Here is a 12,879-nt window from a genome sequence, read left to right as displayed (position 1 = left end):
ACATCCCTCGGTAGCGTCCGATGAGCGAAAAGGCTATTCCACCATACGAAATTCGGGATGGGCTAGTGCCTGACTACATCGACGTCGTCGGACTGCGCGTCGCCAGCGAGCTGCACCAGTTCGTCGCCGAGGAGGCGCTGCCCGGGTCGGGTGTCGACCAGGCCGCGTTCTGGGCCGGCGCCGCGGAGATCATCAACGAGCTGACCCCGCGCAACCGGGAGCTGCTCGCGCGGCGCGACGAGCTCCAGCAGGCTGTGGACGACTACCACCGGCGCACGCCGGGCCGGCCGGCGCAGAGCGACTACGCCGAGTTCCTGACCTCCATCGGCTACCTGCTCGACGAGCCCGCGCCGTTCACCATCACCACCGACGGCGTGGACGACGAGATCGCGACCCAGGCCGGCCCGCAGCTGGTGGTGCCGCTGCTCAACGCGCGGTACGCGGTCAACGCCGCCAACGCCCGGTGGGGCTCGCTCTACGACGCCCTGTACGGCAGCGACGTCATCGACGAGACGGACGGCAAGGAGCGCGCCGGCGGCTACAACCCGACCCGCGGCGCCGCGGTCATCGCCCGGGTCCGGGAGATCCTCGACCGGAGCTTCCCGCTGGCCAGCGGCTCGCACGCGGACGCGACCCGGTACGCGGTCGACGCCGACGGGCTCGTCGTCACCATCGACGGGGCCGCCGTCCGGCTGGCCGACCCCGCGCTGTTCGTCGGCTTCCGCGGCGAGGGCGACGAGCCGACGGCCGTCCTGCTGACCCATCACGGGCTGCACATCGAGATCCAGGTCGACCGGAACCACCCGGTCGGGGCGGGCGACCGCGCGGGCGTCAGCGACGTCGTCGTCGAGGCCGCCGTCACCACGATCATGGACCTGGAGGACTCGGTCGCGGCCGTCGACGCCGCGGACAAGGTGCTCGGCTACCGCAACTGGCTGCAGCTCATGCAGCGCCGGCTCACCGCCGAGGTGGACAAGGGCGGCCGCGCCTTCACCCGGGTCCTCGCCGCCGACCGCGAGTACACGACCGCCGACGGCGGCACCGTCACCCTGCCCGGCCGGTCGATGCTGCTCATCCGCCAGGTCGGGCTGCTGATGACCACCGACGCGGTGCTCGACCGCGACGGCCGGCCGGTGCCCGAGGGCATCCTCGACGCGCTGGTCACCGGCCTGGGCAGCGTGCACGACCTGCGCGGCGACACCGCCGGCGGCAACTCCCGCACCGGCTCGGCGTACGTGGTCAAGCCCAAGATGCACGGCCCGGACGAGGTCGCCTTCACCGTCGAGCTGATGTCCCGCGTCGAGCGCCTCCTCCAGCTCCCGCCGGCGACGATCAAGCTCGGCATCATGGACGAGGAACGCCGCACCTCGGTCAACCTCAGGCGCTGCGTGTACGAGGCCCGGGACCGCGTCGTCTTCATCAACACCGGGTTCCTGGACCGGACCGGCGACGAGATCCACACCTCGATGCTCGCCGGGCCGATGGTCCGCAAGGCCGCCATGCGCGAGGCGACGTGGATCCGCGTCTACGAGGACAACAACGTCGACGCCGGCCTCGCCCTCGGTTTCCCCGGGCGGGCGCAGATCGGCAAGGGCATGTGGGCCGCGCCGGACAATCTGGCCGACATGATGACGCAGAAGATCGGGCACCCGCTGGCCGGCGCGTCCTGCGCCTGGGTGCCCTCGCCCACCGCCGCGGCGTTGCACGCACTGCACTACCACGAGGTCTCCGTGGCGGACCGGCAGCGCGAGCTGGCCGGCCGCCGCCCGGCCGACCGGCTGGAGCTGCTCACCGTCCCGCTCGCGGAACCGGCGGCCGCCTGGTCGCCGGAGGAGGTCGCCGCCGAGGTCGACAACAACGTCCAGGGCGTGCTCGGCTACGTCGTGCGCTGGGTCGAGCTCGGTATCGGCTGCTCCAAGGTGCCCGACCTGACCGGCACACCCCTGATGGAGGACCGCGCCACCTGCCGCATCTCCTCCCAGCACGTGGCCAACTGGCTGCGGCACGGCATCGTCTCCCGCGAGCAGGTCGAGGAGTCGCTGCGCCGGATGGCCGCGCTTGTCGACGCGCAGAACGCCGGCGAGCCGGGGTACCGGCCGATGGCCCCGGCCTTCGAGGAGCTGGCCTTCGCCGCCGCGCGGGCGCTGCTACTCGAGGGCGCCGACCAGCCGAACGGCTACACCGAACCGCTGTTGCACGAGCACCGGCGCGCCCAGAAGAACAAGGAGATGGTCCGCTCATGACGGCACTGCCGCTGGATGTGGCCCGGCAGATCGTCGCCGCGGCCCGGGAGGCGGGGCGTAAGCACGACCTCAAGCCGCTCACCGTGGTCGTGCTGGACTCGGGCGGCCACGTCGTCGCCGTCGAGCGCGAGGACGGCGCGTCGACGAAGCGGTTCGAGATCGCCTTCGGCAAGGCGCACGGCGCGGTGGCCCTCGGCCTCGGCAGCCGGGCGCTCATGGCCCGCGCCGAACAGCAGCCGTACTTCATCGCGGCCGCGACGTCCGCCATCGGCGGCGCCCTGGTGCCGGTGCCGGGCGGGGTGCTCGTGCGTTCCGCCGACGGCGAGCTGGTGGGCGCGGTCGGCGTCTCCGGCGACACGTCGGACAATGACGAGCTGGTCGCCGTCGCCGGCATCGAGGCGGTCGGGCTCAGCCCGCAGACCGGCTGAGGAGCCGCCGGCCGGTCAGGACGAGACCCGCACCGCGTAGACCTGCTCGTGGTCCGCGGGCGTCCACATCCAGCCGGCGCCCATCCCCGAGCCCAGCATCTGGGCCGCGTTCACCCGGTACGGCTCCTCGGGGTTGGTCATCCCCCAGCGCTGTGCGATTGTGTGGGCGGCGTCGCGCGCGACGGAAACGGCCTGCTGTTCGTCCGCATAAACTCCGATAATCAGCAGCGCAGGGTCCTCTATCATGCCGCATTCAATGCAGCCCACCTTGCAGACGAGCCAGTCGACCTTCCCGCTCACCGGAACTCCCTTCCGCGACGCCCGCCGGAACTGGTCACGACAAGACTGCCGGAACAGCCCTCAGCGGCCTCGGGAAAGCGCTCAGCCAGCACCATGAGCCGACTCTAGCAAGGAATCCGCCCACCCCCGGGGCCGACCGCCACCGTTGCCTTCCGGTGGCACCACCTCATGGGCCCACCCGATCGAAGGCCCACGTCGACCAGAATCGATCCTGGAAACTCGTGTCAGCGCATCAAAACAAGAAACATCAATCCGACTCGCAGCTTAATTACCTTCAGAATTTCCCGGCCAGATCACGAAACCGCGTAGAGCGACCACCCCGACACGGAGCCCGCCCGGACGTGACACGAGGCGAGGAAAGGAAAGAGATCATGAAGGATGTCGTCATCGGCGAGTACGACGTCGCCATCGAACTCCTCTGACTCTCCCGCCCCCTCGATCTCCCTGTCGGCGCGTCACTCACCCTGACATGGATCGCGGACCGATCCTGTCCGCAAGGCGTGTCAGGGTGAGTGACATGGACGCAGACAAACTCGACTGGAACCGGTCGCTGCGCGAGCAGTGGGAGTTCCACTGAAACCATCAGCTCCGGCCCCGACTCAACGGCCTCACCGACGACGAGTACTTCTGGTCGCCGGTACCGGACGCCTGGAGCGTGCGACCGCGCGGCACCTCGACGGCGCCCGTGCAGGGTGGCGCCGGGCGCTTCACGATTGACTTCGCCTGGCCCAACCCGGTCCCCGCGGCCTTCGCCACGATCGCCTGGCGGCTCGGTCACGTCATCGTCGGCGTGCTCGCCGCACGCAACGCGGCGCACTTCGGCGCGCCGGCGGCGTCGTACGACACCTGGGAGTACGCGGGCAGCGCGGCCACCGCGCTCGACCAGCTCGACGCCCAGCTCGACGTCTGGCTCGCCGGGGTGCGCGGCCTCGGCGAGGCCGGGCTGCGGGTCCCGGTCGGCGCGAAGGAGCCCTTCCCCGAGGCGCCCATGGCCGATCTGGTGTTGCACATCCACCGCGAGCTGATCCACCATCTGGCCGAGGTCTGCCTGCTGCGCGACCTTTATCTGCGCACGGAACCCGCCCGTCCGCCGGCCCCGTAACCGGATCATGGAACGGCCCCGGCGAGCACCGGCGTCGGCTACGACGTGGCGGAGTCGGCCACCGCCGGGGCGGGTCCGGGGAGCGAGAGCCGGATGACGCGCTTCCACACGTTGGCCGTCTGTCGCAGCAGTCCTCCGGTGGTGTACGGGAGGCCGAAGCGTTCGCAGAGGGCGCGTACCTGCGGGGCGAGCTGTGCGTACCGGTTGCTGGGTAGATCGGGGAACAGGTGGTGCTCGATCTGGAAACTCAGGTTCCCACTCATCAGGTGCAGGAGTGCCGGGCCGTCGATGTTGGCTGAGCCCAGCACCTGCCGCGCGTACCACCCGCCGCGGGTCTCCCCCTCGACCTGTTCCTCGGTGAAGGCCTCCGCTCCCTCCGGGAAGTGACCGCAGAAGATGATCGTGTGTGCCCAGACGTTGCGGGTGACGTTCGCGGTGAGGTTGGCGAACAGGACGGGCAGGAACGCCGGGCCGGCCAGCAGCGGGAATGCCACGTAATCCTTGACCGCCTGCCGCCCGGCCTTGCGCAGCGACACCTGGAGCTGCGCCCACGTCTGGCCCCAGCTTTTCTCCCCCCGCCAGGCCCGCTCGATCTCGGTGTCGTACAGGGCGATCCCCCATTCGAAGACCGCCGCGAGCGCGAGATTATAGAGCGGCTGGGCGAGGTACGCGGGGTGCCAGCGCTGCTCCGACTTGACGCGCAGCAGGCTGTATCCGATGTCCCGGTCCTTGCCGAGGATGTTCGTGTAGGTGTGGTGCACGTAGTTGTGCGAGTGTTTCCACTGCGCGGCGGGTGACGCCGAGTCCCATTCCCAGGTGGTCGAGTGGATCTCGGGATCGCACATCCAGTCCCACTGGCCGTGCAGGACGTTGTGCCCGATCTCCATGTTCTCCAGGATCTTGGCGGTCGCGAGCATCGTCGTGCCCGCCAGCCATGCCGGTGGCAGCAGAGACGCGAACAGCACCACCCGCCCACCCATCTCCAGGCCCCGCTGAACGGCGATCACCCTGCGGATGTACCGGGCATCGCCTTCCCCTCGGCCGGCGAGAACCTCCTCCCGGAGCTGGTCGAGCGCGCGGCCGAACTCGTCGGCCTCGGCTGCGGTGAGTGCCGTCCGCCTGGCCATTGCCCACCCCTTCAAAGGTCGATCTCGACGTCGCCGGCCGCGCCCGACACGCAGGTCTGGACGAGTTCGCCCTGCGCACCGTGCTCCCGCCCGGTGCGCAGGTCCCGCACCCGGCCCGAGGTGAGCTGGGCCAGACAGCTGTGGCATATACCCATGCGACAGCCGCTCGGCATGAGAACGCCGGCGTCCTCACCCACCGCCAGCAGCGATGTGTTGCCGCCAGCCTGAGCCTGCCGGCCACTCCTGGCGAACCGGACCCGCCCTCCGGTCCCGCCACCGGGCGCTTCGGCGGGACGGAACCGCTCCACCCTCAGGTGGTCCGCGATCCCCGCCCGACGCCACCAGGCCTCGGCGTCCGCGAGCATCCCTGGGGGTCCGCAGACCCAGGCCGGCCGTTCCGCCCAGTCCGGGCAGATCGCGGGCAGCGCCGCCATGGTGAGACGCCGGGCGGGCCCGCCGGGCACCCTGGTGTGGTGCTCGTGAAGCCGAAGGGTGGGGAACCGGGCCGCGAGCTCTCGTAGCTCGGTGCCGAAGATGACATCGTCCCGCGTCGGCGCCGAATGCACGACGACCGCGTCCGGCATCTCGCCACCCTGCGCAAGGCCGCGCAGCATCGACATCACCGGCGTGATGCCGCTGCCAGCGGTCACGAACAGCAGCCGCGGCGGAAGCACCTGCGGCAGCACGAAACACCCCCGTGGTTTCTCCAGGCGCACGATCGCGCCGGGCGGGACCCCTTCCACGAGACGACCGGACAGCTTCCCGTCCGGGAGGGCCTTGACCGTGATCGAGATGACACCGCCGGGATCCCTCGGGGCCGAGGACACCGAGTAGGGGCGCCAGTGCCACACGCCGTCGACATTCACGCCGATCCGGACGTACTGACCCGCGCGATGCTCGTTCCAGCCCGCGCCGGGACGGATCACCAGCGTGGCGACGCCGGCGGCCTCCCGCCGGACAGCCTCGACCCGCCCCCGCAACCCGCGCCGCGACCAGAGCGGATCAATCAGTCCGAGGTAATCATCGGGCAGCAGTGGCGTGGTCAACGACGCCGCGGCATCCAACAGGATTCTTCCGACGGTCACACTACTTTCTCCCGATTGCCGATTTTCGGGTGTGACGCTGACCTCGCCGGGAGCACGGAACAAGAAGAGAGCTTGCTCGGTGCGATTTTCAGACCGATGCCTCACGCCGGTGCCGGCGCGCTCGCTCGCTCGAAACGCTACACCCGCGCGTCACCTTCCGCGACCAGGCGGCCCGCGTGCCGAACTCTCGCTCGTCGTCGGTCACGGTGGCGGCGGGATGTTCTCGGCCTTTCGGTGACGGCGTGCCACCCGGCGCAGTTGGACCATGCGACCCACACCGGGGATCGCGACCAGCAACGCCCCGCCGGGGAGGCGGGAGACCAGCCGGGGACGAGTGGTGGGACGGCCCTACACGGTAGAACGATCACATGCGGTGGGACAGTGCGCCGAACACCTCTTCGACCGCCTGCATCCGGAGGTCCTCGAGATCGTCAGCCTGCTGCCGGGCCCGGTCGAGCAGGTGATCGAGGAGTTGCGGGCTGAGCCCGTTGTCACCCGCCGCGACAGCCCCCAACGAGCGCCACAGCCGCGACTTGCCGTTCACACCGAGCCACAGCGTCTCCAGCTCGACCACGGAGCTCATCGGCGACCGCCGCAGCAGCCGGTTGTTCAGCTTGAGCCGGCCCACCTTCTCCGCGAGCCGCCCGAGCAAAGCCTTGGTGCGCCGCCGCGGCACTCCCAGATCCTTCATGATCTGCAGCAGCGCCGTCCGATCCCGCGCTATCTCAGCGGCCACGTGCGCGAGCGCGGGGCCGGAGGGAGTGCCCTGGTGCACCCGCGCGATCCGGGACGCGAGATCGACCCCCGCGCCGGCACCGGCCAAATGGTCGTTCAGGTAGGTACCGAGTAGACGCGGATCCGGTTCGTTGGTCACGTCTCCCATGCCATCGGGCTTGCCCGCTGGCCAACGACTCAAGCCACCGTGCCGACCGACGGGCCGGGCAGCCCGACGGGCGCCGGGTGTGTGCGGGGGCGATCACAGCCGCGTGCGGGACGATGTCGGCGGCGGAAGGCCGTGTCGTCACCCACCCGCCAGCAGAGGAGCAGCCCGATGAGCCGCCACATCCAGGTCACCTTCGACGCCCACGACCCGCGCGCGCTGTCGTCCTTCTGGCGCGACGCGCTGGGCTACGTCCACCCCGGCCCGCCCGGCGTCGACCTGCCCGAGGGCGCCGACCCGCTGGCCGCCTGGGACGACTTCCTCACGCGGGCCGGCGTCCCGCCGGAGCAGCGCAACACGAGATCGGCCATCGAGGATCCGGACGGGCACGGCCCACGGCTGTTCTTCCAACAGGTGCCGGAGGACAAGACCGCCAAGAACCGCGTCCACCTCGACGTCCGGGCGGCTCCCGGGCTACAGGGCGACGAGCGGATGGCGGCGCTGGAGGCCGAGTGCGACCGGCTCGTCGCGCTCGGCGCCAAGCGGGTAAGCCGCCACGAACCCGTGCCCCCAACGGGCGCCGGCCACATCGTGATGACCGACCCCGAGGGCAACGAGTTCTGCCTGGACTGAAAGCGATCCCGCGCAGCCCCGCGTTCGGGGGGAACCCTACGGGCTAACTAGTCCAGGGGGATCCGACACACCATGACCGTAGAGACGACGAGGGCCGGAACACGACAACGGGGGCCCGAGCGCGACAACGGGAACGGGGGGCGACGGTGAGCCCGAGTGTGATGACGGCGGCTATCGAGGCCGGGCTGGCACGGCTGGTGAACATCCGGGGTTCGATCATCCCGTCGGAGGTGTGGGCGCTGGTGGTACCCGGCGCGGGGGTGATGGCACCGTTCGTCGACCTCGACGCACTCGAACAGTACGTCCACGACCAGGGAATTCCCGCGGACGGGTATGTCGCGCTGCCGTTCGTCGGCCTGGGCCAGATCGCCACCTTGTAAGCCCCGCTCCTTTCTGGTGTTCCACGGAACACCAGGATCAATCATGGTTCGTGGTGACCGCAGCCCGCGGGGGTCTGGTGTTCCGCGGAACACCACCGTCCGGAACAGTGCGCATCTGGCACGGATTCCGGCCCGGCGAGGCAACAGTAACTCTGGACAAGACCGGAAGCGCCTCAGCCACCATGACGGGCGCGTACCCCATGGGCGACCCGCCGTACATCCCCTACTCGTTGCCGGACGCTGACCCGGCGGACGGGTCGGCAGCGGACCAGACCGCCGCCGACGGGGCCTGAGCAGACCGGGATCTGACCGGCCCGGGCCGCGGGCGGACATCCCGTCGTGGTCAGGACGGCGTGAGGCGGAAGATGGGCCAGCCGATCTCGGTGCGCCAGGACCGCGGCGCGGGATCGTCGCGTGGGCCGGTCAGGTAGGTCTCGTGGACGGGGCCGTCGACGGCGAGGGCGTGGTCGACCACCCAGGCGCCGAGCCGACCGTAGGTGACGTCGATGTCGTCGTGGGCGCCGTGGTGGACGGCGGTGGCCAGCTCGACGGCCGGCAGGGTCCGCGGGGTGACGCGGCCCCGCGCCGGTGGGTCGGCGGACGGCCGGTAGACCAGAACCGTGCCACGGCCGGCGGTGGACAGCTCGTTGTCGAAGCAGCCGCCGGGCGGGCCGAGCCGTTCGCGCCCGGCCAGGGCCGCGTCGAGCTCGGTCATCGCCTCGGCGTACCACGCCAGGACATCGTCGTGGTCGACGGTGCCGCTGATCGCGGCTACGGTCCGGGCCGGGACGGAACGCAGCCGTACCGCCAGCTCCGCGACGTCCGGCCGCAGCAGCTGGCGCAGTGAGGCGACGGCGGCCCGGGTGCGGTCGAGCTCGGCCTCCAGCCGCTGGAGATGTCCGGCGACCAGCTCGGCCCGCGCGCCCGGGTCCTCGTTGGCGAGGATCCGGGCGACGTCGGCCAGCGGCATGTCCAGCTCCCGCAGCCGGTGGATCACCTGGGCGGACGGGATCTGCTCGACGGTGGCCGCATGACGAATCAGATCGGAGCAGATCGGAGCAGGGTGGGCCGCCATGACCATCAGTGACCGGCTCGACGGCCGCCGCGCGCTGGTCACCGGAGCCAGCAGGGGCACCGGCGCCGCCATCGCCGACCGGCTCCGCGAGGCCGGCGCGATCGTGCTGGCCACCGCCCGCACCCGCCCGTCCGGCCAGGCCGGGCCGGACCTGTTCATCCCCGCCGACCTCACCACCGCCGAGGGCGTCGCCGCCGTCGTCGACCAGGTGCGGAACCGGTTCGGCACGCTGGACATCGTCGTGCACACCCTCGGCGGATCACAGGCCCCACCTGGTGGTTTCGCCGCCCTCACCGACCAGCACCGGGACCACGAGCTGCGTCTCAACCTGCTCGCCGCCGTCCGGCTGGATCGTGCCCTGCTGCCGGCGATGATCGACGCCGGCGGCGGGGCGGTGGTGCACGTGTCGTCCATCCAACGGCGAATGCCCCTGTACGAGGCGACCCTCGGCTACGCGGCGGCCAAGGCCGCGCTCACCACCTACAGCAAGGGCCTGGCCAACGAGGTCGGTCCGCGTGGCGTTCGGGTGAACGTCGTGTCCCCCGGCTTCATCCAGACCGCCGGCGCCGACGGTCTGATCGATCGCATCGCAGCGAGCCAGGCCATCTCCCGCGGGCAGGCGCTGGAGCAGGTCATGGATTCCCTCGGCGGCATCCCACTCGGCCGCCCCGCGCAGCCCACCGAGGTCGCCGAACTCGTTGCCTTCCTCGTGTCCGACCGTGCGGCCGCCATCACCGGCGCCGAGCACACCGTCGACGGCGGCACCGTGCCGACCGTCGGCTGATCATCCGCCCGGCCTGGCCCGCGGCACCCCGCGCCGCGGGCCAGGCCGGGGTTCAGGTGATCTGGACGCTGGGTGGATGTCCGTTCCAGGTGACGAAGCACGAGGACGTCCTGCCGTCGCGGCTGAAGTCGACCCGCAGCCATCCCTCGGCCTGCCACGCCTGCACCTTCCAGCCGACGTCCGGCGTCGCGGACACCAGGCGGGCCGAGACGTCGGTGGTCTCGATCACCACTCGTCCGCCGTCAAGCTGGTAGCTCTGCGCGGTGGCTGTGGCGGTGCCGGCCGGTGCGGGGGCCGCGGGCGGCGGCGCGGCCACGGGGCCGGTTGACGGCGACGCTGCGGCCGGGGCCGGGAGGGCCGTTGCCCGCGGTCGCGGCGTCGGCGGGGCGGATGCGCTGGGCAGCGCGGTCGACGACAGGGTGGACGTCGCCGACGGCACCGCCGTCCCAGCGGGCACCGCCGTCCCGGACTGCGCCACCGTCGCGGACGGCGACAGCCCCGGGGGCGGGTTGACCGACGGGAGCGGCGGGACGTCCGGCGGGTCGATGGCGACGGCTGACGACGGCGTGGCGAAGGTGTCGCCCGCGAGTACCCCGTTGACGGCGAACCAGGACAGGGTGACGGCCAGCGCGGTCGCGACCACCCAGGCGGCCAGGCGGAGCAGAGTCCAAGCCATAGCGGTGCGATATTGCCACATTCGCCCTGTTCAGGTATCGACGCATCGTCAGCTACCGACACGTCGTCAGCTACCGACACGTCGTACCGCCGCCGCCCGAGAGGAGCCACGCCGATGACTCCGCAGGCGACCGGGTAGCCGGGCGTGGCGACGATCCTGGTTGTCGAGGACGACCCGTACGTGCGTGCCGCGCTGGTGCGGCACCTGTCCAGCGCCGGGCACGCGGTGCGCAGCGTCGGCGCGGCGCTCGACGCGCTGCGCGAGGTGACGCAGGTCGGCTGCGACCTCGTCGTGCTCGACCTGGGCCTGCCCGATCTGGACGGCGCGGCCGCACTGCGGATGCTGCGCGGCGTCAGCGACGTCCCGGTGGTGGTCGCGACGGCCCGCGGGGACGAGCCGGCGATGGTCCGGCTGCTGCACAGCGGTGCCGACGACTACCTGGTGAAACCGTTCTCGCCGGAGCATCTCGACGCGCGCGTCACCGCCGTGCTGCGCCGCACGAGTCCGGCCGCCGCCACCGGCCGGGTACCGGCGTTCCGGGTGGGTGAGCTGGTGGTCGACCCCCGGCAACGCACGGCGGTGCTGGACGGGCGGGATCTCGACCTCACCCGGCGCGAGTTCGACCTGCTGGCCTACCTGGCCGCCCGCCCCGGCGACGTGGTGCCGCGCCGGGAGCTGCTGGCCGCCGTGTGGCAGCAGGCGTACGGCGGCGACCAGACGATCGACGTCCATCTGTCGTGGCTGCGCCGCAAGCTCGGGGAGACCGCCGCCCGGCCGAAGTACCTCCACACGGTGCGTGGCGTCGGGGTCAAGCTCGAGGCGCCTCGGCCGTGAGTCGGCCGACGGCACGATGCGGGCTCGGCAATGGCCGGGCGAGGGCGAGATGAGGGCACGGTGAGGGCACGGTGAGGGCACGGGTGAGAGCGCGATGAGGTGGGCGCTCGCCAAGGTGTCGATCGCGGTGACCACGATGGTGGCGCTGGCCTTCCTCGTCCCGCTGGTGCTGACGGTCCAGCGGACGGCGCACGACCGGGCGTTCACCGACGCCGAGCGCCAGGCCGCCGAGCTCGGGCCGGCGCTGGCGATCACCACTGACCAGGCGGCGCTGGGCCGGGCCCTCGCCAGCACGCGCGGCGGGGCGGAAGGACTGGTCGCGGTGCACGTGCCGGCACCCGCCCAGCCTTCGGCGCTGGTTGCCGTCGGGCGGTCGCGGGCCGGGGCGGCGGAGCTGGCCGCGGTGGCGGGTGCCGGTAGTTCCTCGGTGGTGGCGGTGCCGGGCGGATCCGTCCTGCTGCGGCCGGTCGCGGTCGCCGACGCGCGGATCGCGGTGATCGAGGTGTTCGTGCCCGAGGCCGAGCTCGGCCGGGGCGTGGCGAGGGCGTGCCTGGTCCTCGGGGGTGTCGCCGCGGCGCTGGTGCTGGCCTCGGTGCTGGTCGCGGACCGGCTGGGCACCCGCATCGTGCGGTCGGCGCGCGGGCTCGCCTGCGCCGCCCGGGAACTGGGCTCGGGTGACCTGACCGCCCGCGCACCGACGTCCGACCGGGCGGCTCCCGCCGAGCTGCACGAGGCTGCCGTCGCCTTCAACGCGATGGCGGACCGGGTGCGCCAGCTGCTCGCGGCCGAGCGGGAACGGGCCGCCGACCTGTCCCACCGGTTGCGCACCCCGCTGACCGTGCTGCGGCTCAACACGGCCGCCCTCGGCGGCGGCAGTGGCGGTAGCGGCGACGCCGCTGCCGCCGCGGCGGCGGAGGCGACCCGGCACGCGGTGGCGCAGCTCGAGCACGAGGTCGACTACGTCATCCGCGCCGCCCGGGCGCTCGGTGACGAGCAGGTGGCGGCGCAGCGCTGCGACGCGGCCGACGTCGTGCGCGACCGCGCCGACTTCTGGTCCGCGCTGGCCGAGGACCAGGGGCGCGGGTGGGCGGTGTCCGGCGTCGATCGGCCGGCGCCGGTGCCGGTGGCGCGCGCCGAGCTGGCGACCGCGCTGGACGCGTTGCTCGGCAACGTGTTCCGGCACACCGCCGAGGGTGTGGCGTTCGCGGTCGAGCTGCGGCTGACCGACCACGCCGTCTGGGTGCGCGTGCTCGACGCCGGCCCGGGGGTCGTCGACCCCGCGGCGGCGCTGCGCCGGGGCGGCGGGGCCGGGGGCGCGGGCTCGACCGGGCT

At 72.1% G+C, this 12,879-nt stretch carries 13 protein-coding genes and 1 pseudogene; 8 read left to right on the top strand and 6 right to left on the bottom strand.

The window, feature by feature from the left end:
- Positions 1–65: 65 nt before the first annotated feature.
- Together FMEAI12_RS31790 and FMEAI12_RS31785 are read left to right on the top strand one after the other, a co-directional pair.
- Complete coding sequence (locus FMEAI12_RS31790; RefSeq protein WP_112108903.1) at positions 66–2,243, top strand: malate synthase G; 2,178 nt, start codon at positions 66–68, stop codon at positions 2,241–2,243.
- Positions 2,240–2,671 (top strand): heme-binding protein, encoded by a 432-nt coding sequence (locus tag FMEAI12_RS31785; RefSeq protein WP_112108902.1) that lies wholly within the window; start codon positions 2,240–2,242, stop codon positions 2,669–2,671. The genes FMEAI12_RS31790 and FMEAI12_RS31785 overlap by 4 nt, the downstream gene beginning before the upstream one ends.
- A gap of 15 nt (positions 2,672–2,686) precedes the next feature.
- Here the strand turns inward: FMEAI12_RS31785 and FMEAI12_RS31780 are convergent, their stop codons facing one another.
- Positions 2,687–2,971, bottom strand: coding sequence for a hypothetical protein (locus FMEAI12_RS31780; protein ID WP_071065150.1), 285 nt, complete (start codon positions 2,969–2,971; stop codon positions 2,687–2,689).
- Positions 2,972–3,488: 517 nt separating this feature from the next.
- On the opposite strand from FMEAI12_RS31780, the pseudogene FMEAI12_RS31775 reads away from it, so the two are divergent.
- Positions 3,489–4,073 (top strand): annotated as a pseudogene (locus tag FMEAI12_RS31775) (DinB family protein).
- Between the two features lie 38 nt (positions 4,074–4,111).
- On the opposite strand, the gene FMEAI12_RS31770 reads toward FMEAI12_RS31775, so the two are convergent.
- The 3 genes from FMEAI12_RS31770 to FMEAI12_RS31755 form a co-directional block, all read right to left on the bottom strand.
- Positions 4,112–5,200 carry an acyl-CoA desaturase gene (locus FMEAI12_RS31770; RefSeq protein WP_071065147.1) on the bottom strand — a complete coding sequence of 363 codons (1,089 nt, stop codon included), beginning with the start codon at positions 5,198–5,200 and terminating at the stop codon, positions 4,112–4,114.
- 11 nt (positions 5,201–5,211) lie between these two features.
- On the bottom strand, positions 5,212–6,285 hold the full coding sequence (locus FMEAI12_RS31765; protein WP_112108901.1) for a ferredoxin reductase: 1,074 nt from the start codon (positions 6,283–6,285) through the stop codon (positions 5,212–5,214).
- 364 nt (positions 6,286–6,649) lie between these two features.
- Entirely contained in the window at positions 6,650–7,168 is a 519-nt protein-coding gene (locus tag FMEAI12_RS31755; protein WP_112108900.1) for a hypothetical protein, read from the bottom strand.
- Positions 7,169–7,336: 168 nt separating this feature from the next.
- Between FMEAI12_RS31755 and FMEAI12_RS31750 the strand changes: the two genes are divergently transcribed.
- Together FMEAI12_RS31750 and FMEAI12_RS31745 are read left to right on the top strand one after the other, a co-directional pair.
- A complete protein-coding gene (locus FMEAI12_RS31750) occupies positions 7,337–7,798 on the top strand; it encodes a VOC family protein (protein WP_112108899.1) in 462 nt (153 codons plus the stop codon).
- A gap of 161 nt (positions 7,799–7,959) precedes the next feature.
- The gene (locus tag FMEAI12_RS31745; RefSeq protein ID WP_020464378.1) at positions 7,960–8,178 is read left to right on the top strand and encodes a hypothetical protein; all 219 of its coding nucleotides are present in this window, start codon (positions 7,960–7,962) and stop codon (positions 8,176–8,178) included.
- Positions 8,179–8,521: 343 nt separating this feature from the next.
- On the opposite strand, the gene FMEAI12_RS31740 is transcribed toward FMEAI12_RS31745, so the two are convergent.
- Positions 8,522–9,253: a MerR family transcriptional regulator gene (locus tag FMEAI12_RS31740; protein ID WP_235014907.1), complete on the bottom strand. Its 732-nt coding sequence runs from the start codon at positions 9,251–9,253 to the stop codon at positions 8,522–8,524.
- Between FMEAI12_RS31740 and FMEAI12_RS31735 the strand changes: the two genes are divergently transcribed.
- Positions 9,252–10,037, top strand: a complete 786-nt coding sequence (locus FMEAI12_RS31735; protein WP_112108898.1) for an SDR family oxidoreductase — start codon at positions 9,252–9,254, stop codon at positions 10,035–10,037. The genes FMEAI12_RS31740 and FMEAI12_RS31735 overlap by 2 nt on opposite strands.
- A 52-nt stretch (positions 10,038–10,089) precedes the next feature.
- On the opposite strand, the gene FMEAI12_RS31730 is transcribed toward FMEAI12_RS31735, so the two are convergent.
- Complete coding sequence (locus FMEAI12_RS31730; RefSeq protein ID WP_235014906.1) at positions 10,090–10,713, bottom strand: hypothetical protein; 624 nt, start codon at positions 10,711–10,713, stop codon at positions 10,090–10,092.
- A gap of 144 nt (positions 10,714–10,857) precedes the next feature.
- Between FMEAI12_RS31730 and FMEAI12_RS31725 the strand changes: the two genes are divergently transcribed.
- Together FMEAI12_RS31725 and FMEAI12_RS31720 are read left to right on the top strand one after the other, a co-directional pair.
- Positions 10,858–11,547, top strand: a complete 690-nt coding sequence (locus FMEAI12_RS31725) for a response regulator transcription factor (protein WP_020464384.1) — start codon at positions 10,858–10,860, stop codon at positions 11,545–11,547.
- A gap of 94 nt (positions 11,548–11,641) precedes the next feature.
- The coding region (locus FMEAI12_RS31720; RefSeq protein WP_146776816.1) for a HAMP domain-containing sensor histidine kinase at positions 11,642–12,879 on the top strand (1,238 nt) is incomplete at its 3' end.

The organism is Parafrankia sp. Ea1.12, assembly GCF_900465275.1.
GTDB lineage: Bacteria > Actinomycetota > Actinomycetes > Frankiales > Frankiaceae > Parafrankia > Parafrankia soli.
This window is presented reverse-complemented; position numbering and strand designations above follow the sequence as displayed.